Genomic DNA, 23,467 nt, shown 5'->3' on the forward strand with positions numbered 1-23,467 from the left:
TGATGAATGATTACCAGTAACGCTGGTCGTGTGTCCCGTACAGGGCAAGCACCCGCTGGGAATCCCCCTTCTTCTTGCTGCGCAGGTACGATATGCCGATATTCTTTCGGGTATAGTACCATGTCAGGTTCTTGTATTCCAGCACTTCGCCATATATCCGGTTGATGATGTCCAGCCGTTCCTTGTCGGTCATCGAGAGTCCGGTAGCCGTGGTCACTTCCTTCAAGTCCAGCAGCAGGTTGCTGCTTTCTTCAAGCAACCGGTTATACCCGAAAGCAATGGCCGAGAGTTCTTCCACGGTAAAATTCGGGTCGCCCATCATCGTATTGAAATTAGTCACGTAAATATCGCTGATGTCACCTACCAGAAGGATAGTCTGTTGTACCTTGCGTGCCCCTTTTACGAGATCGTGTACAGATTTCAAAGCGTCGTAGTAGGCCTTTCCCTGCTGGTAAATCTTTACAGTCTCCTGAAAGTTACTTCACATGTTCTGTGCCGTTGTGGAAGTCTGTACAATTTCATTGGCCGAGTTTACAATGCCTTGAGCAAGGTTCGTAGGGTCTATCACTGCCCATTGTGCTTTGCTTGTCACCGAAAGGGACAGTAGTGCCATGAATAAAATTATCATTCTCTTTTTCATGCGTCTATCTCCTTTCTTTGGTAAGTAAATACCGGCTGTCGTCATCACGGGCAAACAGTCCGTAACAGCCGAACAGCAATACCTCGCTTCCGCTGAAATACCCGATACATCCGGCATCCTTGTTCCCGTGCAGGAAAAGGTCGTCCCCTTTCCGAAGCGGGATATTGATTTCGGTATAACTCATTTCTCCGGCGAACAGCGTAGCCTTGTATCCCTTGAATCCGTCCGTCACGTGGTTAGATTTACGGATTGTCAGCGTGGAGCCGCCTTCCTTGTTCATTCAGTGACCGCAGATGCGGTCGTGTTCCAGTTCCTTCTTCATTTCCCCGATCAGGTTCAGCAGATCCAGATTGGTCAGGGTAGCATCTCCGAGTGCTTCCCTGCATTGGCTTAATAAATCTTTCTTACTCATTGTTGTCTATAGATTAATATGGTTACTTGTTTTCCTGCCGTTTGCTTTCGGCAAGCTGTTTGATAGCCAGCTCGATGTTTCCATCCAGCTTTTCCGTAAGGCGGGTAAGTTCCAGTTTTTCAGACTCTTCAGTCGTATAGCATATATACTCCTCGTCCGAGACTTCCGTTGCGTACACTGCACTTTGCGTGCCGCCAAGCCCTATCCAGACCTCTTTGTACCTGCGGTTGGCTGCATTGGCAAGATTGATCGAAAGTATCTGTGAGCGTTCCTTGTCCGTCAGACCGAGCAGGTTTTGTATCTGGTCGAACTTGTTCTGGTACTTCCTTTGGTCAAGCAGTATCTTGCAGTCCGAATTGTTGATGATTGTCTCCTTTACAACCGGACTCGATATGATGTCGTCCACTTCCTGCGTCACCACAACCGCTTCGCCGAAGAATTTTCTGACCGTCTTGAAGAGATAGCGGATGTAGTTTGCCATCCCTTCACGTGCGATTGCCTTCCAGGCTTCCTCAATCAGTATCATCTTACGGATACCCTGCAAACGTCTCATTTTATTAATGAACGTCTCCATGATAATGATGGTGACAACCGGAAAGAGGATTGGATTATCCTTCACGACATCCAACTCAAATACAATAAACCGTTTGTTCAATAAGTCCAGTTCCTTGTCCGAGTTCAGCAGATACCCGTATTCACCGTTCTTGTAATAGGGTTCCAGCACATTCAGAAAACCGTCCACATCAAAGTCCTTCTCCCGCACGTTCTTGTCTGCCAGTACCTTGCGGTAGTCCTTCCTTACAAAGTCATAGAACGAGTTGAAATTCGGCTTTATCTTCCGGTTCTTCTTTATCTTTTCGATATACAGGCTGACGGCATTCGAGAGCGCCACTTCTTCCGAGCGTCGGGGCGGCTCGTCCTCTCTTTTCCATAAGGTCAGAATCAGTGTCTTGATGCTGTCCCGCTTCTCGATCTCATACCGGTAATCCTGTGTAAAAAACGGATTGAACGAAATCGGGTCATTTTCCTGGTAGGTGAAATAAACCCCGTCGTCCCCTCCGGTCTTCTGATGTATCAGGTCACAGAGTCCCTTGTACGAATTTCCGGTATCCACCAGCAGGATATGCGTGCCTTGTTCCCAATACTGCCTTACCATATGGTTGGTGAAAAAGCTCTTTCCGCTGCCCGACGGGCCGAGGATGAACTTGTTCCGGTTGGTCACCACCCCCTTTTTCATGGGCAGGTCCGATATGTCGAGGAAGACGGGCTTTCCCGTCAGCCGGTCCACCATGCGCAGGCCGAAGGGGGAGAGCGAGTTCCGGTAGCAGGTTTCTGCCGTAAAGAAGCATAGTGCCTGCTCGGTGAACGTGTAGAAGCTTTCTTCCGAAGGGAAGTCCGCCTCGTTTCCCGGTATGCCCGCCCAGTAGAGGACCGGCAGGTCGGTGGTGTTATGACGGGGTGTGCATTCCATCAGCGCCAGTGCGCTGCCCACGTCGTTCTTCACCCGCCGAAGCTCATCCCCGTTTTCCGCCCATGCGATGATGTTGCAATGGCAGCGCACCGACTGCAATCCATTGGTATGCGCTTCATTCAGGTATTCGTCCAGCCACTCCTTGTTTATCTGGTTGCTGCGGCTGTACCGGGAAAGCGACTGCATGTTCTTTGCCGCCTTCTCGAAACGGGAAAGGTTTTCGTTACTGTCATCTATGAATATCCACTGGTTGTAGATATGGTCGCAGGGTAGCATTACGCCCACGGGGGCGGCATAACTCAAACGGCAGTCCGAGCGGTCTGTCGAGAGGCGTTCGTACCGCCCGTCCGTTTTAACTTTACCCGGAAGGTCATCGAGGTCGGAAAGTGTATGCAGGCAGAGCCGCTTGTCACCGATACGCATCTCGTCCGGATTCAATTGCATGTCCTGCAACATGGTGGTTCCGTCTGCCGAGAGCGTAAGGTACCGTTCGATAATACCCGGTTCGTTTTCCGTTCCCGTAATCTCTTCCGTGGTCAGCCGTTCCAGCCTGATAAGTCCGCTGTCGTTAACGATACTTTCAAACTGTCCCACCGCTTCCATGAAACGCTCCACCGTTTCCTTGTCCCTTATCTCCTTCGGAACCAGAAAACCACGGCAGAGCGTGTTCCAGTTGCTTTGTTGCCGGGAGCGCTCTTTGGTGGTCTTGGTAAGGAACAGGTAGCAGGCGTGGTGCAGGTAGGGACGTTCGTTGAAGTGGCGTTCAAAACTGCGGGAGAGAAAGCTGAGTTCGTCCCGGCGGATGTCCGGCTCGTATTTCTCCGTGATGAAAATATCCTGTTTGTGCAGGATTGAATAGTTCGGCAACACCTTGATTGCCTTCGCTCATGTGGCGTGCATAGCCTCATATTCTGCGGATGATACCGAAAACACTTCCGGCAGTGTGACCCGGAAAGCGACCGTGATGTCGGCGTCCTTGCTGACGATGCAGCCGTGTTCCACCGCCATGATGGGAAACTTGCTTTCCAGTGTGGATGCTTTTAATATACTTCTCATAATTTACGATTGTTGTTTGTTGATCAGACGTATGATACGTTTTCGTGAGAGGATTCTCCGGGGATGCTGCCGGGCCGCGAACAGCTTCATCAGCCCGTGGCTACCGTATTTACGGTTCAGCGTAAAGGTCAGCCATACCAGTATCGTAGCCGCCGATACTCCGAAACCGATGCAGATTCACTGTCCGACGCCCGCCATATACATGATGACGAACATCACGAATACGGCAAGCAGGCCGGCAGCGAAAATAAACAGGTATTGTGCCCGGAGTCCCTTGAACTCAACTTCACGGCCCACCCCTTTATTTATTTCAAAATCAGCCATAAGTTATTGTCTTTTTTATGTTTTTAGAGGAAGAACGACCTCAGAATGGTGGCGGCGACTATCAGAAAGATACAGGCTCCGAACCACGAACTGGCAGTTTTACTCGTGTCGGGGTCGCCCGAACTGAACTTCTGATATACCTTGATTCCACCGACGAGGCCGATTACAGCACCGATTGCATAAATCAGTTTTGTGCCGGGATCGAAATATCCGGTCACGAGTTGTGTCGCTTCGGTGATACCTGCCTGCCCGTTTCCTTGTGCCATTGCCGCACTTGCCGCTGCAACAGCGGCCAGCATCATAATCAATCTTTTCTTTTTCATTTATTTCCGTGATTTTTAAAATGATTAAAAAAGCCACGGACTGCCCCTTTCACTATCCCCATAAGGCAGCCCGCAGCCGCTTATGGTTTATTGATTCAGGGGGTAAGTTCCGGCCGGAAATCAGCCGGAGTCATAATATGCCATTTGCATTGTCACTTGATTTGGTGGTGAAACATTCTTGTTAATTCTCTCTTGAAAGCGGGATGCGGATCATCCCGAATCGTAATAGCCGTTTGTTCTCATTGTCTTTACTGTCTTTATCGGTTTATTTCAGATATTCCCCACATTTGAATCCCTTGCGAGGTGTATAGTCTTCAAAGGAAGAGGATTTGAACAGCCACATCCGGTTCGCCCATCGGGCAAGGTCACGCTCGTACTGCGTAGGCATCCGTTCATTTCCATAATCCCGGAAAGGAATAACAAAGGGAGTGATTCCCAATTTCCTAAGTACGTTCAACCGGAACAAGTCCTGCTCAACAGTCGAATTGAATCCTATCAGTACGTAGCAGGTTATCTTGTAGGGTTTCACGTATTTTACCATCTCTTTCAGGCGTTCCGTCAAATCAAGCTGCGGCAAGTCCCACGCAATATGGATGTTCTGCCTCATCTTCAGTCTGTTCAGATGCCAGGCCTGTTCCTCGTCCATAATCCTCACGTCCACACCGTGCAGTTTCACGGGTTGCCCCTCTTTCATCAGATAATCCACCGCCGATCTTCACTGCGGGTTGGCAAAAAAATTATTGTCCAGCACCTCAATCCATTTCCCTTTCGGGTTCAGTTCCACCGGCTCTACGGCCTGAATGTATCCCTCTTTCTCGCGGACGAGGCAGAAAGGGCATTTGCGGATGCAGCCTCTTGAAAAGAACTGGAGTGAAAAAGGGTATTCGGGGTAAATGGAATAGTCCATCATCCGGCTGTTTTCCACAGTTTCGGGAAGCCTGCCCGGAATATCATACCCGGTTCCGCCCTTTATCACTTCCCTTGCATCCAGTAGCCGGTAATCATAGTCTGGTGTGAAGGTGAATACCTTACTTGCCAGCACCTTGTCATAACGCCTCGCCAGTTCCGCTCATTCTACTTGACAACCTTTTGCCTTGTTGTAAGCCGAAAGGCGCATCAGTGCAAAATTGGGGAAGTTATGTCCGTCCACATCTACCAGTCCTATATTCATACGGATAAAATTTAATGGTGAATAGTTCTTGTTACCTTACCGGGTGAATGCCATGAACGGCCTGTCATCCCGAATCATAATAGCCTTTTGTCATTGCCGCTGTCGTTTTATGGATAAGTTAATGGAATGATTGCCTCTCTGGGAGTTAATACGTTTCCCATCATAAAGGGGAAACCGTCGTTTGTCAACTTGAATCGAAATATGTCATAAACATGGATGATACGTTTTGTTGTTGGTTTTCTACCGAATCTCTCCCCTTACAGTGATACGGGTTATCAACCCGTATCAAAATAACCTCTTACCATTGTTACCTCCTTTTTTAATTGGTTAGTCACTGTCCGGAGCAGCCTCACTCATTTGTTCGGCTTCATCCAGAAATTTGCTGATACGGCTGTCGCTGCCATTGATACTTTCCAGTATCGAGCGTTCAATCTGCGTATCCTTGATATGGTGGATCGCCCTTAAAAGGGACAACCGTTTATCTGTCGGAATATCCTTGCCGTTGCAGAGGTCGATAATCAAGTCAATCTCTTCCGGTCCGATACCGGATGTACCGCCCGGATAATCTTCACGGGCACAGTTCAAATCTTCCAGTTCCTCGTTCAACTCGTCGGTATCCACGTCGTCACCGTTTTCAGTCTGTCCCTTATCATCCTCAAGCCTGCCGGAACTGCCGGTCTCAGAAGCTCGCCACTCTTCCACACGCTTGTCCCGAAACAAATCCGGGATGCGCTCAGGCGGCACTTGTACAGCCTTCTGCGGTACTGTTTCCTCGTTTCTGTCAGCAAAAGTAGAGGCATTTTCCTTACCTGCAATAGCCCCAGAACCGGTGGCGTCTATTGGCGGCTGTTGGCGTGTACCATAGCTTTTTGTAACGACAAGGCTGTCCGTTTCAGGCCGTTTTTGAGGCGGATTTTCCATGTTCTTGCCTTTTGTCTTTTCCTTAACTTCATCCTTTTTTTTGCCCTTCATTTCCACTTTTACAGTTGGGTGGTTCCTTTCCTCAGCTTCCGGCACTGCCACTGCCGGAACTTCTTTCTTTTCCGTTTTCCCTTTCGTACGCCTGCGTCCTTTCTTCGGTTCTTCTTTTGTCGGATCGAACCATCCGGCAATGCTCCGCAGACCTTTTGCCATCCGGCGGCGCATCTTCCCGAAACATATCTCGCCGAGTCCGCCCCTGAACAGGAACTTGTCCATGAACAGATAAGCGAACAGCAACCAGAACAGAACTATTCCGGCTTCATAGTAACCTGATTGTATATCCATAACCTAAAATATTTTGTTATAACTCTTTTGGAGATAGGTCTTCACCTCATCCGCATGTTTTTCGAAATGCTCTTTCAATACATTATCTATATAGTTGCCTACCGTCAACTGCCGTTTACCGGCAATCCCTACGATAACGGATATTTTCTGGTGCAGTTCCTTGTCTATATATACCCCCTGTCTGCCTTCGCATTTATAAGGTGTGAGGAACTTACGGATAAAATCGGCCAATGCGGTGCGAATCGTTTTCGGTGACAGTTTATCCGTAACCAATTCCGAACAGTCGGTATCATCCGCACCGGAAATATCCCTTACTGTTCCATTCACATTGTTATCCGCTTTTCCTTTTTCATCGGATAAAGCGGTTGCTCTATTTCCGCCACTCTCTCCGGTAATGGAAGGAGCCGGAGATGAAGGAGGCTTCGAAGGCCCCCCTGCCATCAGACTACGCAGATACGCTTCGTCCACCGGATTCTGTCCGCCTGTTTTCTTTGCCATGACTATTCGTTTTTAAGTATTCCCATGATTTCATCCATGAACATATCAAAGCCGCACTCTCTGGTGAAGGCCGCATCGGGAGCGAACAGCGTACTCCGATAAACGGGGCCGCCCGTGGAGGACAAGTCTTTAGTGAAGTTACTGCGCACGGGAATACGTGTTTGGAGGCAGTCCAGCCCTAACAGGGAGAACCCCTGCTGGTAGATGTTATACAATGTCGTGCGTTCTCTTCGATCCACCATGTTCCAGAACAGACACAGCCTTTTCAGAGAAGACAAGCCGGTCTTTATCAGGCGGTCATTAATGGTAGTAGCAAAGTTCAGTGTGCTTTCCAGCACGAGACGGTCTGCCTTTATCGGTACGAACAGATAATCGAGCGCACTGATTGCGGCGATAACCCCGTCGCTACCCATAGTTCTGGGCAGATCGAACAGCACCACGTCATAATGCGTATCCGTTTTGTCTTCAAATGCCCTTCAGTCCGCCATGCAGTCTGCCGGATTACTGCCGATAACCGGATAAGCCCTCTTGTCCAGCCGTTCCGACTGTTCAACAAGCAGACTCTGATAAACGGGAACAGTCTTTACCACTTCCATATCCCGTTTTTTCTGTTTGATGATTGAGTGCTGCGGATAGTCACAATCCACCACAGCTACATTCAGTCCTTTCACATAATGCAGTCACGATGCCACATAAATGGTGAATGTTGATTTACCCACGCCCCCTTTCTGGGTAGCGAACGAAACGAATAATGTTTTCTTTCTCTTTTCCATTGTTACCTAATTTAAGTGAATAATTTGATTTATTGATAGTTTAGCGGATAGACGCCTATCCGTTCATTCATTTCATTATCAGTTTAGCTTTATAGCTATGTAGCTACTTAGCTATAAAGCTATTTGTCTATTTAGCCACATACTTACATAGCTATCCATTTATATAGCTATTTATCTATTCAGCTATGTAGCCACATAGCTATCCGGCTGTTTAGCTAATAGTCTATTTACCTGTCCATTTATCCGAATATCCAATTGCTTGTCTATACATCTTTATATATCTATAGACATATAGACGGATAGATAACCTAATGAACGCTTATCTGAAAATTTATTTAATCAAATGGCTATCCAGACAAAAAGCTATTCGGGTATAAAACCGTCCGCATAGTTATCCTGATAAGCACCTTTTTATCTATCCGGATAAATGGCTAAATAACTATCTGGCTACAAATAAACCTCAAAAAGAGTATCTGTGATGTACCTGTGGTTTCAAAGTCATTTGTTGGCGGCTGTTGGCGTGATGCCTGATAATGACCATACCAAGAAAACTATCTACCTTTGTCGCCGGGAGAGCGCAGCCCGTTCTCGAAGAGAGAACGTAAAACAAACCCTTCAGACCTTTAATCCGGCCCAGCCGGATTTTAGTATGCGTCAGCATATAGCGAGGTGTACTTTCAGCGGTTGAAAATATTTCCACCCGCTGAAAGTCTCGCCCCGAAAGTTCTTTCGGGGGTGTCAGTTCTCCTAAGTCGAACTTCCTAAATTATTCATGTATGAAAGATGAAACAAGAATCCGTGGCGCCGCAGGGCGTAAGGTGCTGGCAGACCCGCGCACGCACCGCTATTACCTCTGTCTCAATGACGAGGAAGATGAAAAGTTTATCTCCATGTTCGAGCAATCCGGCATGAAGAACAAGGCTGAATTTATCTTTGCCCGCATCTTCGGTTGAGAGTTCAAGGTAGTGAAGATTGATAAGGAAGCGCAGGAATATTACGCCCAGCTCACCGCTTTTTATCAACAGTTCCGAAGAATAGGAAACAACTACAATCAATGTGTAAAGACCATCCATACCATTTACGGGGAGAAGAAATCGCTTGCGTTTCTCTACAAACTTGCCGAAGAAACCCGTAAATTGGAAGAAGTATGCAGGCAGGTTATCGAACTGACAAAGCGGTACGAAAAGGAATATCTCACTAAAAAGGAATAACATCATGGTGCCGAATATCACATCGGGCAGTTCATTCTACGGAGTGATTGCCTACAATAAAATAAAGGTGGATGACGGTACGGCAAAGGTATTGTGACACCCGAAAATTGCGGCGGACACCTCCGGAAATGTACCGATTGAAAACTGTGTGCAGGCTTTTGAGCCTTACATCGCACTCAACTCGCACGTCAGGAAACCGGTTATCCATATTTCATTGAATCCGTCTCCCAAAGACATCCTTTCGGAAGAGCAGATGACCATATTGGCGCAGGAGTTTATGGAAAAGTTCGGTTACGGGAACCAGCCTTATATCGTATGGCTGCATGAAGACATCAACCGCAAGCACATGCACATTGTTTCGGTACGCATCAACGAGAAAAGAGAAAAGATAGACCACAATCGTGAAGCTATCCGGGCACAGAATATCTGTCGGGATATGGAAGTGAAGTACGGCCTTCATCCCACACTCGGAGAACACAGTGAAAGGGAATTACTATCCTTGCAAAAAGTGGATTATCCGAAAGGTGACGTGAAAGCGCAGGTGAAGCATACTGCCCGTACTTTACTGGAATGTTACAACTGCCATTCGCTTGGGGAGTACAACACTCTTCTGAACTTGTATAATGTAACCGTTTACGAAGTCAGGGGAAGCGTGGACGGAAAGGAATACCACGGCATCATGTACGGAGCTTTGGACGATGACGGGCAGCAGGCGGGAACGCCTTTCAAGTCCAGCAAGTTCGGAAAGGTATTCGGTTATGAAGCCCTGCAAAAGAAGTTTGCCGCCACCGCCGAAAAGGTGAAAAGGAACAGCCTTGCCGAAAGGGCACGGCAGGAAATAGTCAAAGCCATGCAGGACATAAGTACGAAAGAAGCGTTTGCCCGCAGGCTGAAAGATGCGGATATAGAGGTGGTTTACCGTATCAATCCCGAAGGACGCCTGTACGGTATCACTTTCATAGACCATACCAACCGGACAGTGTTCAACGGCTTGCGTTTGGGCAAAGCTTTTTCTGCCAATGTATTCAACGAACTGTTTAACAACCCGGATGCAGACCGTGAACGGCTGATACCGCCAACCCGGCAGGAAGCATCCCGGCAGGAGAGAGAAACAAAAGCGGAAGAAAGGCAAGAAGGTGTGGAATACCGGCAGCAGGAAAATCAAAATCAGAATGAATCCTCTGGCAGCCTGATTGATACATCTGCACTCGGTGCTGTTGATATTTTCTCTGTACTTATGGAAGACGACCATACACACGAGTACATTGATCCGGCTTTCCGCTATGGACGCAAGAAAAAGAAGAAGCGAAGGCGCAGGTTATAATATAATAAAGTATAGAACAAGAAGTTTAATTTTAATAGTTACAATTATGCAGAATGAAGATGATTTAAGAGGTCTTGCCAAAGTCACAGACTTTATGCGGTCCATCAGTTTTCTATTTTTGGCGATACACATCTATTGGTTTTGTTACGGCTGACTGCATGAAATAGGCTGAACGCTTGGCATAGTGGATAAAATACTATCCAATTTCCAGCGTACCACCGGACTATTTTCATCTTTGCTTTACACAAAACTGTTTTGTGTCCTTTTCCTCGGTCTGTCCTGCATGGGCAACAAGGGAGTGAAGAAGCATGAAATCACATGAAGGCAGATTTTCATTGCGGCCATAGCGGGCACCATACTCTTTTTCCTGAACTGGTGGTTATTATCTATCAATGCATCATCCGGTGTGTGTGCGGTACTTTATATTACAACACTGACCGGCGGTTTCTTCTGTCTGCTGGCATCCGGTTTATGGATAAGTCGCCTGTTGAAGAACAATTTATTAGAGGACGTTTTCAATACAGAGAACGAATCTTTCATGCAGGAAACCCGCCTTATGGAAAACGAGTATTCCGTCAATCTGCCAACTAAATTTTGGTATAAAGGAAAGACCTACAACGGATTTATCAATCTTGTAAATATTTTTCGTGCGACAATGATATTGGGAACACCAGGCAGCGGGAAGTCCTATGCCATTGTCAACCAGTTTATCAAACAGACTATCGAGAAGGGCTATGCACTGTATATATACGATTTTAAGTTTGATGACCTGTCAGTTATCGCTTATAACCATTTGATTAAGTATAGACACCGTTATAAGATACCACCTAAATTTTATGTAATCAACTTCGACAATCCAAGAAAAAGCCACCGCTGTAATCCACTGGCTCCCGAACTAATGACGGATATTTCGGATGCGTATGAATCCAGTTATACCATCATGTTGAACCTCAATAAAAGTTGGGTGCAAAAACAGGGAGATTTCTTTGTAGAATCTCCGATTGTATTATTTACGGCCATAATTTGGTTTTTGAAAATCTATGAAGGTGGCAAGTTCTGTACGTTCCCACATGCTATCGAATTGCTTAATAAAAGGTATGAAGACGTCTTTACTATCCTGACAAGTTACCCCGATTTGGAAAACTATCTAAGTCCGTTTATTGACGCATGGAAAGGTGGAGCGAGTGAGCAGCTTCAGGGCCAGATTGCAAGTGCTAAAATCCCGTTATCCAGACTGATAAGTCCGCAACTTTATTGGGTAATGTCCGGCAGTGACTTTACACTGGATATTAATAATCCCAAAGAACCGAAAGTATTATGTGTGGGCAACAATCCCGATAGAATTTCAATCTATGGGGCGGCATTGGGACTTTATAACTCCCGTATCGTTAAGCTGATAAATAAGAAGAAACAACTGAAAAGTTGTGTGATTATTGACGAGTTACCGACCATCTTCTTTAAAGGTCTGGATAATCTGATTGCTACGGCACGAAGCAACAAGGTAGCGGTTGTGTTAGGTTTTCAGGATTTCAGCCAGTTAAAGCGCGATTACGGAGACAAGGAGGCCGCCGTAATCATGTCAACTGTGGGCAATGTTTTTAGCGGACAAGTGGTGGGTGAAACAGCCAAAACTTTGTCGGAAAGGTTCGGGAAAATTCTGCAAAAAAGAGAATCTATGAGCATCAACCGCAACGATACATCCACTTCCATTAACACCCAACTGGACAGTCTGATACCCGCATCCAAAATCAGCACACTCTCTCAGGGTATGTTTGTCGGTGCCGTAGCAGATAACTTTGGAGAGACAATAGAACAGAAAATTTTCCACGCGCAGATAGTCGTGGACAATGAAGCAGTACAGAAAGAGACAGCGGCCTACCAACCCATACCCGAAATCAGCAGCTTTCTGGATGAGAACGGCAACGATACAATGGAGCAACAGATACAGGCTAACTACCGACAAATTAAGCAGGATATTGTTGAACTTGTAGAGAATGAACTAATTCGTATTGAAAATGATCCGGAACTCAAACATTTATTAGGTGGCAATAATATGGATTAATTACTTATAACCAGTAATTGTATTTCGTAATAATTATAACAAATTTTGAAAGATGTTTGTCTTTCAAAATTTGTTATATATCATTCTGGATATAATATGCAGTTCTGAAATCATATAAATAAAATATTATCCTTTTATATATTTGAAGCTGATATTTTATTGTTATATCTTGCGTCAATAACAATAATATTAGAAGCCTTTTCTAAATTTAATTCTTTCAATATTTTATTTAATCTCTTATTTTCCTTATCTGTAAAAACCATAATAACCGATATACACTTATCTGTATCATTAGCTTTTGCGTAAATAGGTAATTGGTGTTGTAAGTTAGACTTTATTTTACTATTAGATGCTAATTTAAACTCCACTAATGTTTTATCATCTACTCCTTTCGATATTGTATAATCCACAAAACCTCTACCATTCCCAACTTCTCTATTGACATCAAAAGCTGTATTATACCAAACCGCTTTAAAAGAAATTTGGACATCTTTTTCTCTTACTTTATCTTGCTGCCAAGAAAGAATATACCCATCTTTGTCTTCTATAAATTTTTTGAAATAACTAATTCGCGCCAATGCTTCATTGTAAGAATCATTATATACATCTCCCTTTAATTGATGATTTAAGTTGAATAGTTCTTTTGTTTGTTGAAAATATTTTTTTTGAACTTCAAGCCATCTTTTGATAAAATCTATATATTTTAATTCGTTATTTGAAAAAGATGCAAATAATTTTTTATTTTCTATTCTATATTCACTATCAATTATTATAGAGTAGTAGTCATTAAGTTCTTTATTTTTAGACAAATCGGTAAAGTCTATTTTTTTGAGCAACTGGTATGTCAAATCACCTAAGTAGTTTACCAATCTATTCTCAGTAATTAATGTACCTTTGGATAATTTCGAGTATGGATTATAAGTTACATTCTCTATAAAAAAAGGTGTTTGCTGTTCAAAATATTTTTTAGCATCCTTAAATTCAGGGAAATCGAAAGGGAATAATTTTAGCCATACATTATATTTAGATATTAAGAGATTAAAAGGATTTATCTTTTTATTAGATGCAGCAGGTCTCATAAAATCATCAAAATATAATTTAATGTACTGTTTTACATCACATCTGATATCTTTATTGTTTTCTATACGATACAGAAGTTGTTCAATAAATTCTTGAAGAAATAATGGGATACCACATCCTTCAGGAAAATTACCAAAACTTTCAATCGCATATTCTAAATAATTAGTTATATCCTGTTTCCAATTATCCTTGTCTTGATTATTTAAAATATGCTGGTAACAGTATATAACTTTATCCGCAGACATTTGAGGCCCATTAATATAATCCAGTTTATTAAACTCTTTAATATTTAATAGGTTTTGATGCCATTTGCAACAAAATGGGAATTTTTCATATTTCTTTTTTAAAAGTTCAGTTATGGCATTTCTTACATTTTTGCAACTGTCACAATTATTATAATCATGTATATCACCTTCTGTTGGATCAATCGAATATGGTTTAATAAGAAAAGTTGCAATGAAATATTGTATGTGTTTACTGCCACATTCAACATTGTGTTGCTCTTGTAAATATAGAGTGGCTTCATTTTTCATTTTAACCAAACATTTCTTTATTAATATCTTCTATTTGACAGGTGATAATTTGTGCATGTATTTCTTTTGCAAATTTTTCAACAATATCATTTCCTTTAGCATAGGGGTCTATAATATAAACCGGTTTGTTTTTATAGTCAAAGTATTTCATAAGAATATTATTTATTTCAGCATCTTTAGCTCCATAACCGATTATAATTAGTTTTTCTGATCTTGATAAATTTTGTTTAAACTTATGGAATAACTTTTTATATAAATATCGTTCTTTATATCTTAATATTTTAGACGTAGTACCAGTTAAATAGTCTGCATGATAGGCAAAAGGATATGATTCATAATGTTTTTTGCTACCAATACCACGTAGTAAATCTGAAGCAGACATTCCATAGCGTATTTTCACATATTTATCTGGTATTAGTGAAATTCCTTTAGTGCGATGGTATAAAACATAGTTTAAACTACCATGCAATTTATATAATCTGATAGGGGTAAGGTAATGTCCGGTATATCTCTCTAAACGACAGTGATATTTAATATTATTAATATCTAAAATACCATAGTAATTAGATCCATATTCATCAAAACCATCAGATATATTTCCATTTATATACTCTGTTTTATTCAATGATTCAAAGAATAAATCATGATTGAGAGTATGAACGTTTACAATATAGTTTTCTGCTAATTCCTGAATATATTTTAGAAAACCAGTATATCCATCATATTTTCCTAAATGATATGGAATATCATCATACCATTGCTTAGAGTTATCATCTTTCAAGATATAGGCAACCATTTGATTATAAATTGCAGGCAAGCCAAATACAAGTTGATTAAAATCAACAATTTCAGATAAATATTTAGATGCCAAATGCTGATATTCTTCAGCATATATTTCTTTACTTTTTATGAAATCATAGAATATTTCATAATCAAAGTTCTTATTATTTTCATTATAATACTTAATCAAATCAAGGCAAAAACTATATTGTTTTTCATATCTATTTTGATAACCCATAACGCCAAATTCAGGTTTTTCTCCTGTTCTTGTAGTTGCAATTTCTCCCGCTGGTGAAAAGCTAATAGGATAAGTATGATACTCTAACAGTTTTTTATTAACTGTATTACCGACAGGATAGCCTTTGGGTGCAGAAAAGCCTGCACCAAGAAGCAATGAAATCGATTTTCTTTCACTGAATGGAATAGGAATAACAACTTCGTCTCCTAAATCAAGTTCTTCAAAATTTATCTTTTTCATATTTCCAAAACTCCTAATAAAAATCTTATTTTATACAAAATCACTGATTGTTTCAGTTTTACTTTTCTTTTTATACAAAGAAAAAGTGTAATAGAACAAAATTACAAAAAAAACTCTAATACAAACACGTCTAATGAAATAATTGTAACTGTTTTTTTATGATTCATATTAATAGAAGTATCTACTGAAAGATATTGTAAAACGTCAAAGAACGCCAAACACCGCCATCCATTACCTATACCTTCAAGATCGTAACACATTATCAATTAAAACTATACATTCGCACCGACGGGCTAAAGTTTACCCGATATTGATTAATTATTGTATCACTTAAATTATTGATTTTATGGCTAAGAAAAAGCAAGAACAACAAGAACAGAGTCAGGACGAGCATGTAATGGCCATCCTTGACAAGCGAACGAACAAAACCGCAGTCGTTTCCAAAATGAACGAGCAGGACGGTAGTCTCGAAATCGTACCACCCGACAAGAAGAACAGCAGCAGTTTCCTTAAACTGGATCGTACCTCACCGCTGGAACTGTTCTTCACCAATTTCAAGAACCAGTACGAAAATCCCACGAGTTTCAGTTTCTTCCTCGTACCTCTTGTCCTTTTGGAAAAGACACTGAATGCCGTAGTCCAGATCCGAAAAGGGGAAGACCCCGGAGTAGAAGGTAAAAAACTGGTGGAGAACAGCGAACTCAACGATGAAGGACGTATCGCCAAACTTGCCCGTCGGTATAAGTTTGACGAACACCAGCTTCCGTGGAAAGAACTTGCCGCATTGGGAGTTGACAAGCAACTCTTGTTTGATAACCACTGCATGGGTGAGATGCTAAAAGGAAGGATTACCTCTATGGCTTTCCCCATCAGTAAGGAAGTAAACGGTGAAAAGAAGGATATGGGAGAAGCCTGCTTCCTTTGTGTCAAAGGCGAGGACGGTAAGGTACAACTGAAAACTCTGAGCAGACTCGACAAACCGCAATACGACCTGCCTGCCTATAAAGGAGTATTCACTGACGAGGAAAAGCAGTCACTTAAAGACAACGGAACATTGGGAGCTATCAAGGAAATGAAGGACACCCACACGGGAACGGTCTGCAACTGCTATGTATCCTTCCATGAACCGAGCAACCGCATCATTACCATGCCGGTGGATGCCATCAAGATACCGGATTACATCTACGGAAAAAGGCTTGATGACAAACAGAAGCAAATACTCGCATCAGGCGGACAGCTTCCCATCAACGACATACAGCGTAAAAACGACACGCTGCTTTCCGGTGTCGCTTTCGTCGATCCGAGAATAATGGACATCGCATTCAAGCAGTCCGGCGAACAACTGAAGGTCAACGACACTATCATGGGTGCCAAAATCAGTCCCGAACAGAAAAAGATGCTCCAGAACCATGAAATGGTGTTCGTTGAGAATATGCGCTACAAAGGCAGGGTATTTTCCGATGATGTACGTTTCAGCAACAAGAGCAACCAACTGCTGATAGGACGTAACGCCCGTGAATACAAACCCACTATTGACAGTAAGAAAAATGACAAGAAAAAGGAGGTGAAACAGCAGGTACCCCGCCATGTGGCGTCTGTAAAGGCCCAGTCAAAAAAGAGCCTTTCGGTCATGTAACAGACAGATTATTCATGTTTTTAGCAAATATATACCCGGTTCTCTTTTATGGCAGCCGGGTATATGTTTAATATCCGATTAACATTTTAAAGCGATAACAAATGATTATACAAGATAAAAATACCGCAACCGGAGAATTGTCCTATTTTGAGACGACTCTCCTTCTTTATTTAAGGGAAAGCCATCCGCATATTGCCGGTGACAAAGCACTTGTCCGAATGCGGGTCGACGAGGCGGCAGGCAGCTACGAACGTGCCATACGTGACGGTTTATCCGTTACGCAGGCTTTGCAACTGGCCGACGCCGTTCTCTATCAGGACTTGCGCTTTTCCAAATTCGATACGGTTTTCGAGGTCGTGTCGGAGTGGTTTCCCGAAGTGCGGCCCGAAAAACGGGCGGGTTTCTGTCTGAAAGTATTGTCGCCCGCAGAAACTGTATTCAGCAAATATCCTATAGACGACCGGTTTGAATCATCCCCGTCCTATCATACACTTACCGTTGAACTTACAGGTTTCATACAATTTTATATAGAACAATATGGCATATAACAAACGACAACATCTGGCGGACAACATAGCCGCACTTGAATGGATATTCATGCGTCCCCAAGCCTGCCTCACAGAAGAGGGACGCAAAGTTTTGAACGGTTATTCGGGTTTCGGGGGATTGAAGTGCATCCTGAATCCGGCGGAGAAAGACACGGACATTGAAAGATGAACGACAGACAGGGAACTGTTTCCCCAAGTCCGACTGCTGCATGAACTGTTGCGTGAGTATTCCAAAGACGAAAAAGAATATAGGGCATACGTCCAAAGCCTTAAAAACTCCGTACTCACAGCCTTTTACACACCGGAACCGGTGGTAACGGCCATGCAGGAATCCTTGCAGGTACCGGGAATCCGTCCGGGACGTTTTCTTGACCCTTCTGCCGGAACGGGCATGTTTATCAGCGGCTTGAAGGATGTTCCCGAAGTCCATTGTTTCGAGAAAGACAAGCTCACGGGAAAAATCCTCTCATCCCTCTATCCGGAAAGCAGAGTGACCATAGACGGTTTCCAGTCCATACAGCCCTATTATAACAACTACTTCGATCTGGTTTCATCCAATATCCCGTTTGGAAATACCAGAGTTTATGACCGGGATTTCGACCGGAGCGAAGACGTCGTGCGTAAATCCTCACTTGCCGCCGTACACAACTATTTCTTTCTCAAAGGCATGGACACGTTACGTGAAGGTGGGACACTGGCCTATATCACGACTTCGGGTGTCATGGACTCGCCACAGAACCGTCCCGTCAGGGAATGGCTGATGAACCATGCCAATCTTGTTTCCGCCATCCGTCTGCCGGACAACCTTTTTGTCGATGCGGGTACGGAAGCGAGCAGTGACCTGATCGTATTGCAGAAGAATACCCGGAAATCGGAACTGACCGAAAAGAAACGGAACTTTATTGAAACCCGTCTTATATCGGGCAGCATCCATATCAACAACAGCTATGCAGATTTAGACCATATCGTCCATACTTCCGTATCTATGGGTAAAAACATGTACGGACAACCGGCCATGAATTTTATTCATGAAGGAGGTGTCGGCGCCATTTCCGAACAACTCAAGCAGTTATTGGCGCAAGATGTGGAGAACCATCTTGACCGGAAACTTTATGATGACAATCTATCCCGCTCAAACAATTCCACCATCCTCAAAACGGAGTTTGAGACACTATTGGAAACAGCAGGAGAGACAGAACGGCAGGAGGTACGGGAAGAAAGCCCCGCACAGCCCTATGAACCCATGCTCAACCTGTTTGCCGCCTATGCGGATGAAGAGCAAACGGAGGTGCAAGTGGTGGAAAGCAGACCTTCGCCAAGCCGGGCACCGTCGGCATCCCGCAAAAAGAAAGGGGATGAACCGGAAATGTTCAATCTCTTCTCCCAAGAGAACATGTACGATGAAGCCGCCACGCAGGAAGACATGACCGGGGAACGGGCGGCAGCGGAAGCAAAATGGCAGGAGCGCAGACAAAAATTCGAGGAAGAACGGAAGAAAGAAATGGAACCACGACCGTTTACCGGAGAGGTACGTCCTGAATACAAGAACGGTTCCATCGTGAAGTCGGGTGAGCAATACGGGTATTTACGGGGGCTGGGTACTCCCGAAGTACAATTCCATCCGCTTAAACTGACAGTCACCCAGCAATACCGCGCCGCCTACTATATCCCGCTCCGGGAAGCCTACCACAACCTCTACAATAAGGAAGCCGAAACGGAAACGGAACAGCCGGAACTACGGGAAGAACTGGTCAAGCGGTATGACAGTTTTTACCGCATGTTTAGGGAATTGAACGGAAAGGACAATGCCAAGTTCCTGCTGATGGATGCCGGAGGACGGGAAATACTTTCATTGGAACGTTCCGTTAACGGCAAGATACAGAAAGCGGATATATTTTCTGTTCCCGTATCGTTCAACGCCAATGAAGTGACACATGTGGATACACCGCAGGAAGCGCTCGCGGCATCCCTGAACAAGTTCGGAGAAGTCAATCTGGAATATATGGAAAATCTCAGTGAAACAGGCAGGCAGGAACTGCTCACACAACTGGACAACCGTATCTTCTACAATCCCATGATGAAGAACTATGAAATCAAGGACCGCTTCATAGCGGGCAATGTGGTGGCCAAAGTAGAATGGATAGAGAACTACCTGAAAGACTATCCCGATGACGACGCAAGCAAGAAATCATTGGAAGCCTTGCAGAAAGCCATACCGGAGCCGATCAGTTTCGAACTGCTTGATTTTAATCTGGGAGAAAGGTGGATACCCGTGTCCGTATATGAAGAGTTTGCCGGATACCTCTTTGAGGCAAAAGCCCATATCCACTATACGGAATCCATCGACGAGTTCAGTGTGAGTTTTGAAGAAACGAACGCAAACATCACTGATAAATATTATGTGAAAGGAGAGAAAAGAAGCTACTACGGAAATGACCTGCTGAAACATGCGCTGCACAACACGGTGCCCGACATAACCAAGACCGTGCAGGATGAAGAAGGCAATGATATAAAGGTGCGTGATGCCGAGGCCATCCAGCTTGCCGATGCCAAAATCAATGAAATACGGTCGGCTTTCACAGGCTGGCTGAACGAGCAGCTATCCGAATTTAAACAGCACCTTGCGGATATGTACAACCGTAAGTTCAATTGTTATGTACGTCCCGATTATGACGGTTCCCTACAAAGTTTCCCGTTCCTTGACCTGAAAGGGCTGGACATACCGGACTTGTACGACAGCCAGAAAAATGCCGTATGGATGCTGAAGATGAACGGGGGTGGCATAATCGACCACGAGGTGGGTACGGGCAAGACCCTCATCATGTGCATAGCCGCCTTTGAGATGAAACGTCTCGGACTGGCGAACAAGCCGATGATTATCGGACTCAAAAGCAATGTGCATGACATAGCCGACACGTTCAAGAGAGCCTATCCGAACGCCAGAGTGCTGTATCCGGGCAAGGAGGACTTTACACCGGAGAAACGTGTCGGAATATTCCATGACATCAAGAACAATAACTGGGACTGTATCATCCTGACACACGACCAGTTCGGAAAAATACCCCAGTCTCCCGAAATACAGCAGGAAATATATACGCAGGAAATAGACAGCATCGAAGAGAATCTCGCCGTATTCGAGCAGCAGGGCAATGAAGTGAGCGGCTGGATAAAGAAGGGGCTGGAAAGAAGAAAGGAGAACCTTGAAGCCAAACTTGAAAAGCTGGAACAGGATATAAAAGACCGGACGGACGATGTGACCGATTTCAGGCAAATGGGCATCGACCACCTCTTCGTTGACGAATCGCACAATTTCAAAAACTTGATGTTCAATACACGCCATGCAAGAGTTTCCGGTCTGGGCAACCCCGAAGGAAGCATGAAGGCCATGAACATGCTTTTCGCCATCCGTACCATACAGGAGCGCACAGGCAAGGATTTGGGGGCCACTTTCTTGTCCGGTACAACCATTTCCAACAGCCTGACGGAACTCTATCTCCTTTTCAAATATCTCCGTCCGAAGGAAATGGAGCGGCAGGGGATTACCTGTTTTGACGGCTGGGCGGCCGTCTATGCGAAGAAAAGCACGGACTTTGAATTTTCCGTGACCAACCAGGTCGTGCAGAAAGAGCGTTTCCGCTATTTTATCAAAGTGCCGGAACTCGCCAATTTCTATGCGGAGATAACCGATTACAAAACGGCCGAAGACGTAGGGGTTGACAGGCCGGAACTCAACGAGCAGCTCTATCACATACCGCCCACTCCCCAGCAGGAGATTTTCATTCAGAAACTGATAAAGTTCGCTGAAACCGGAGATGCAGCCTACATAGACAGGGAGCCTCTGTCCAAGGCGGAAGAAAAGGCACAGATGCTGATCGCCACCAACTACTCGAACAAGATGTCGCTTGACATGCGGCTGATAGACCCTGAATACGGCGACAATCCGGGAAACAAGGCGTCCCATTGCGCGGCCAAGATTGCGGAATATTACTATAAATATCTCGACCAGAAAGGCACACAGTTCATCTTTTCAGACTTGAGTACCTATAAACCCGACCAGTGGAACATCTACAGTGAGATAAGGCGCAAACTCGTGGAAGACCATAATATCCCGGAAAAGCAGATAAAGTTCATTCAGGAAGCAAATAGCGACAACGCACGCAAGGAACTGTTCAGCGATATGAACTCCGGGCGCATCCGTTTCCTTTTCGGGTCCACACAGAAACTGGGAACAGGAGTCAATGCGCAGGAGCGTGCCGTGGCCATCCATCATCTGGACATACCCTGAAGGCCGTCCGATCTGGAACAGCGTAACGGACGGGCGGTAAGAAAGGGCAATATCATCGCCAAGCAATATGCCGATAATAAGGTGGACTGTTACATCTATGCGGTGGAAAAGTCTCTGGACAGTTACAAGTTCAACCTGCTGCAAAACAAGCAGGTGTTCATCAACCAGCTTAAAAGCCGCAATCTGGCCGCCCGTACCATTGACGAGGGGGCGATAGACGAAAACGGCGGAGGCAATTTCAGTGAATATGTGGCTATCCTTTCAGGTAATGATGATTTGTTGGAAAAGGCAAAACTGGACAAGAAATTGGCAGTCCTTGAAAGCGAAAGGCAGGCGTATCACCGTAATAAAGGTAATGCGAAAGGAAAGCTGAATGAAAAGACCGCCGGAATAGAGAAGAACAACATTTTTATCGGACGCTTTACCAGAGATTGGGAATATTTCAATAAAGTGGCTCCCGTAGATGCGGAAACCGGGCTTCGTCCCAATCCCCTGAAACTGGACGGTGTGGACTCGGACAATATCGAGATACTCGGCAACCGGCTTGCCGCAATCAACCAGAAAGCCCGGACGGAGGACGATTACATGAAAATCGGAACCCTGTTCGATTTTCGTATCCTTGTGCGTACCGAGAAGACCTGCAACGGTGACACGCAAGCCTTGCAGAACAAGTTCATGGTCGAGGGACTGGACGGTATCAAATATACCTATCATAACGGTTACATAGCCAAAGACCCCAAACTGGCCGTAATGTATTTCATCAATGCGCTGGAACGTATTCCCGGCATGATTGAGAAACGGGAAAAGGAAAATGCGGAGTTGTCAAAAGATATTCCGGTCTTGCAGGAAATAGTGGCAGCCACATGGCCCAAAGAGGGAGAAATCAAAAAGTTGGGTGAAGAGCTTGCCACATTGAACCGAAAGATACAGCTTACCCTTAAACCGGTAGGACGACATGAAAATGCAGAAGGCAAAGAAACGGCAGCAGAGGAGCAGAAACTTGCCAGTGGCAGTGACGTAATCCCTGATTTACCACGGCAGGCAAAACATGTACCGGCAAGGGATACTATCACCCCGGCAAAGGAGCTGAAAAAAATATCCTAATGTTTCCGGCGGCACATTGCTGTAACCCCGGAAGCTACGCAGGCTCCACTTCCGCAGGTTACAGCAAAGAGCCGCTTCTCAGGAAAGGACAAAGGCACGGCGGGCACCCGGATAAATCCGACCTTGCCCGCCGTGCCCTTGTCTGTCAGCCGTAAATCACATCATTCCTCTTCCTCAAAGGAAAGGCTTTCCACCTGCTTATTGATTACCTTCCAGTCAATCGAATCTTTCAGGTTGATAATATCTACAATAGAATAATGCTTTGTCCCGTTCTCTTCTTCTGCAAAACGCAGACGCCCACTTAAACGCTGCTTCTCAATTTCTGCCGGATCGAGATTTATCAGTTCGCAGACTTCATCGGGCAGCATGGAAAGCGCCACATCATTTTCCTGACAGATATGTTGCAGGACAGCCAGCATATTCAACGACTTCTTATAACTTCTCACGAGCGCAGCGAATGAACCGCTTTCAATTTTAATCATCTTCTTCATA

19 protein-coding genes and 5 pseudogenes are annotated in these 23,467 nt (G+C 44.6%); 9 read left to right on the forward strand and 15 right to left on the reverse strand.

From position 1 onward, the window contains the following. Positions 1–10: 10 nt before the first annotated feature. From VYM24_RS14165 to VYM24_RS14220, 12 genes and pseudogenes are all read right to left on the reverse strand, one after another. A pseudogene (locus VYM24_RS14165) lies at positions 11–640 on the reverse strand (DUF4141 domain-containing protein). Between the two features lie 4 nt (positions 641–644). Next, positions 645–920 (reverse strand): hypothetical protein, encoded by a 276-nt coding sequence (locus tag VYM24_RS14170; protein WP_004313115.1) that lies wholly within the window; start codon positions 918–920, stop codon positions 645–647. Then, positions 921–1,052, reverse strand: a complete 132-nt coding sequence (locus VYM24_RS14175; protein WP_008020351.1) for a hypothetical protein — start codon at positions 1,050–1,052, stop codon at positions 921–923. Positions 1,053–1,074: 22 nt separating this feature from the next. Then, positions 1,075–3,579, reverse strand: a pseudogene (locus VYM24_RS14180) (TraG family conjugative transposon ATPase). Positions 3,580–3,582: 3 nt separating this feature from the next. Then, a pseudogene (locus tag VYM24_RS14185) lies at positions 3,583–3,903 on the reverse strand (DUF4133 domain-containing protein). A 23-nt stretch (positions 3,904–3,926) separates the two neighbouring features. Beyond that, positions 3,927–4,226 (reverse strand): DUF4134 domain-containing protein, encoded by a 300-nt coding sequence (locus VYM24_RS14190; protein WP_009860229.1) that lies wholly within the window; start codon positions 4,224–4,226, stop codon positions 3,927–3,929. A gap of 265 nt (positions 4,227–4,491) precedes the next feature. Next, complete coding sequence (locus VYM24_RS14195) at positions 4,492–4,920, reverse strand: hypothetical protein (RefSeq protein ID WP_330940298.1); 429 nt, start codon at positions 4,918–4,920, stop codon at positions 4,492–4,494. A 21-nt stretch (positions 4,921–4,941) separates the two neighbouring features. Next, positions 4,942–5,268 (reverse strand): hypothetical protein, encoded by a 327-nt coding sequence (locus tag VYM24_RS14200; protein ID WP_118423309.1) that lies wholly within the window; start codon positions 5,266–5,268, stop codon positions 4,942–4,944. A 456-nt stretch (positions 5,269–5,724) separates the two neighbouring features. After that, complete coding sequence (locus VYM24_RS14205) at positions 5,725–6,663, reverse strand: hypothetical protein (protein WP_330940299.1); 939 nt, start codon at positions 6,661–6,663, stop codon at positions 5,725–5,727. Between the two features lie 3 nt (positions 6,664–6,666). Beyond that, a complete protein-coding gene (locus VYM24_RS14210) occupies positions 6,667–7,161 on the reverse strand; it encodes a DUF3408 domain-containing protein (protein WP_330940300.1) in 495 nt (164 codons plus the stop codon). 2 nt (positions 7,162–7,163) lie between these two features. After that, entirely contained in the window at positions 7,164–7,574 is a 411-nt protein-coding gene (locus tag VYM24_RS14215; protein WP_009860224.1) for a ParA family protein, read from the reverse strand. A 63-nt stretch (positions 7,575–7,637) separates the two neighbouring features. Beyond that, a complete protein-coding gene (locus tag VYM24_RS14220; protein ID WP_004315593.1) occupies positions 7,638–7,832 on the reverse strand; it encodes a hypothetical protein in 195 nt (64 codons plus the stop codon). A gap of 580 nt (positions 7,833–8,412) precedes the next feature. Here VYM24_RS14220 and VYM24_RS14225 point away from each other — a divergent pair. The 4 genes and pseudogenes from VYM24_RS14225 to mobC all read left to right on the forward strand — a co-directional run bounded on the left by VYM24_RS14225 (position 8,413) and on the right by mobC (position 12,531). Beyond that, a complete protein-coding gene (locus VYM24_RS14225; RefSeq protein WP_330940301.1) occupies positions 8,413–8,622 on the forward strand; it encodes a hypothetical protein in 210 nt (69 codons plus the stop codon). Positions 8,623–8,710: 88 nt separating this feature from the next. Then, a pseudogene (gene mobA, locus VYM24_RS14230) lies at positions 8,711–9,145 on the forward strand (conjugal transfer protein MobA). A gap of 148 nt (positions 9,146–9,293) precedes the next feature. Next, positions 9,294–10,469, forward strand: a complete 1,176-nt coding sequence (mobB, locus tag VYM24_RS14235; protein ID WP_425286604.1) for a conjugal transfer protein MobB — start codon at positions 9,294–9,296, stop codon at positions 10,467–10,469. Between the two features lie 46 nt (positions 10,470–10,515). Then, a pseudogene (gene mobC / locus VYM24_RS14240) lies at positions 10,516–12,531 on the forward strand (conjugal transfer protein MobC). 134 nt (positions 12,532–12,665) lie between these two features. On the opposite strand, the gene VYM24_RS14245 reads toward mobC, so the two are convergent. Together VYM24_RS14245 and VYM24_RS14250 are read right to left on the reverse strand one after the other, a co-directional pair. Continuing rightward, complete coding sequence (locus VYM24_RS14245; RefSeq protein WP_330940302.1) at positions 12,666–14,144, reverse strand: hypothetical protein; 1,479 nt, start codon at positions 14,142–14,144, stop codon at positions 12,666–12,668. A gap of 1 nt (position 14,145) precedes the next feature. Then, positions 14,146–15,402 (reverse strand): hypothetical protein, encoded by a 1,257-nt coding sequence (locus VYM24_RS14250; RefSeq protein WP_330940303.1) that lies wholly within the window; start codon positions 15,400–15,402, stop codon positions 14,146–14,148. Positions 15,403–15,748: 346 nt separating this feature from the next. Between VYM24_RS14250 and VYM24_RS14255 the strand changes: the two genes are divergently transcribed. From VYM24_RS14255 to VYM24_RS14275, 5 genes are all read left to right on the forward strand, one after another. Beyond that, the gene (locus VYM24_RS14255; RefSeq protein WP_330940304.1) at positions 15,749–17,038 is read left to right on the forward strand and encodes a DUF3945 domain-containing protein; all 1,290 of its coding nucleotides are present in this window, start codon (positions 15,749–15,751) and stop codon (positions 17,036–17,038) included. 101 nt (positions 17,039–17,139) lie between these two features. Beyond that, complete coding sequence (locus tag VYM24_RS14260; RefSeq protein WP_330940305.1) at positions 17,140–17,586, forward strand: DUF1896 domain-containing protein; 447 nt, start codon at positions 17,140–17,142, stop codon at positions 17,584–17,586. Further along, positions 17,576–17,755, forward strand: coding sequence for a hypothetical protein (locus tag VYM24_RS14265; protein WP_330940306.1), 180 nt, complete (start codon positions 17,576–17,578; stop codon positions 17,753–17,755). The genes VYM24_RS14260 and VYM24_RS14265 overlap by 11 nt, the downstream gene beginning before the upstream one ends. A gap of 153 nt (positions 17,756–17,908) precedes the next feature. After that, a complete protein-coding gene (locus tag VYM24_RS14270) occupies positions 17,909–21,871 on the forward strand; it encodes an N-6 DNA methylase (RefSeq protein ID WP_330942258.1) in 3,963 nt (1,320 codons plus the stop codon). An 81-nt stretch (positions 21,872–21,952) separates the two neighbouring features. Further along, a complete protein-coding gene (locus tag VYM24_RS14275) occupies positions 21,953–22,975 on the forward strand; it encodes a hypothetical protein (protein WP_330940307.1) in 1,023 nt (340 codons plus the stop codon). A 161-nt stretch (positions 22,976–23,136) separates the two neighbouring features. Here the strand turns inward: VYM24_RS14275 and VYM24_RS14280 are convergent, their stop codons facing one another. Further along, complete coding sequence (locus tag VYM24_RS14280; RefSeq protein WP_011965447.1) at positions 23,137–23,466, reverse strand: hypothetical protein; 330 nt, start codon at positions 23,464–23,466, stop codon at positions 23,137–23,139. Position 23,467: the final 1 nt, after the last annotated feature.

The sequence above is a fragment of the Bacteroides sp. MSB163 genome, assembly GCF_036416795.1.
GTDB lineage: Bacteria > Bacteroidota > Bacteroidia > Bacteroidales > Bacteroidaceae > Bacteroides > Bacteroides maternus.

Excerpts from the sequence above, each read along its gene's own strand:
- VYM24_RS14190 (WP_009860229.1), bottom strand. The coding sequence starts at position 4,226 with ATGAAAAAGAAAAGATTGATTATGATGCTGGCCGCTGTTGCAGCGGCA.
- VYM24_RS14225 (WP_330940301.1), top strand. The coding sequence starts at position 8,413 with ATGTACCTGTGGTTTCAAAGTCATTTGTTGGCGGCTGTTGGCGTGATG.
- VYM24_RS14245 (WP_330940302.1), bottom strand. The coding sequence starts at position 14,144 with ATGAAAAATGAAGCCACTCTATATTTACAAGAGCAACACAATGTTGAA.
- VYM24_RS14215 (WP_009860224.1), bottom strand. The coding sequence starts at position 7,574 with ATGGGTAGCGACGGGGTTATCGCCGCAATCAGTGCGCTCGATTATCTG.
- VYM24_RS14270 (WP_330942258.1), top strand. The coding sequence starts at position 17,909 with ATGCAGGAATCCTTGCAGGTACCGGGAATCCGTCCGGGACGTTTTCTT.
- VYM24_RS14255 (WP_330940304.1), top strand. The coding sequence starts at position 15,749 with ATGGCTAAGAAAAAGCAAGAACAACAAGAACAGAGTCAGGACGAGCAT.
- VYM24_RS14170 (WP_004313115.1), bottom strand. The coding sequence starts at position 920 with ATGAACAAGGAAGGCGGCTCCACGCTGACAATCCGTAAATCTAACCAC.
- VYM24_RS14265 (WP_330940306.1), top strand. The coding sequence starts at position 17,576 with ATGGCATATAACAAACGACAACATCTGGCGGACAACATAGCCGCACTT.
- VYM24_RS14205 (WP_330940299.1), bottom strand. The coding sequence starts at position 6,663 with ATGGATATACAATCAGGTTACTATGAAGCCGGAATAGTTCTGTTCTGG.
- VYM24_RS14260 (WP_330940305.1), top strand. The coding sequence starts at position 17,140 with ATGATTATACAAGATAAAAATACCGCAACCGGAGAATTGTCCTATTTT.
- VYM24_RS14250 (WP_330940303.1), bottom strand. The coding sequence starts at position 15,402 with ATGAAAAAGATAAATTTTGAAGAACTTGATTTAGGAGACGAAGTTGTT.
- VYM24_RS14195 (WP_330940298.1), bottom strand. The coding sequence starts at position 4,920 with ATGAAAGAGGGGCAACCCGTGAAACTGCACGGTGTGGACGTGAGGATT.
- VYM24_RS14280 (WP_011965447.1), bottom strand. The coding sequence starts at position 23,466 with ATGAAGAAGATGATTAAAATTGAAAGCGGTTCATTCGCTGCGCTCGTG.
- VYM24_RS14210 (WP_330940300.1), bottom strand. The coding sequence starts at position 7,161 with ATGGCAAAGAAAACAGGCGGACAGAATCCGGTGGACGAAGCGTATCTG.
- VYM24_RS14175 (WP_008020351.1), bottom strand. The coding sequence starts at position 1,052 with ATGAGTAAGAAAGATTTATTAAGCCAATGCAGGGAAGCACTCGGAGAT.